Origin of the sequence: Paraburkholderia sp. EG304 (assembly GCF_046543485.1) — a bacterium.
GTDB lineage: Bacteria > Pseudomonadota > Gammaproteobacteria > Burkholderiales > Burkholderiaceae > Paraburkholderia > Paraburkholderia youngii.
Genome location: NZ_JBKGUA010000522.1, coordinates 1 through 237, shown reverse-complemented (window position 1 = coordinate 237; position 237 = coordinate 1). Strand labels below are relative to the sequence as shown.

Annotated in this window: 1 protein-coding gene; it reads left to right on the top strand. The window is 75.5% G+C overall.

What is annotated here, in order from left to right; all coding sequences use genetic code 11:
• On the top strand, window positions 1–237 hold a 237-nt coding region (locus ACLFKU_RS44995; RefSeq protein ID WP_410853545.1), incomplete at both ends, for a hypothetical protein.

Below are 237 nucleotides of genomic sequence, written 5' to 3'. Positions count from 1 at the left end.
CGCAGGAAGCGCAGCTTGCGGCGACGCTGCGCGCGCATCTGGTGGGGCAGCTGCCGGACTACATGGTGCCGGCGGCGTTCGTGCCGCTGGCGGAGTTGCCGCTGACGGTCAACGGCAAGCTGGACCGCCGGGCGCTGCCGGCGCCGCAGGACGCTGCGTATGCGCGGCGGGGCTACGAGGCGCCGCGCGGGGAGCTCGAGACGGTGCTGGCGCAGCTGTGGGCGGAGCTGCTGGGGC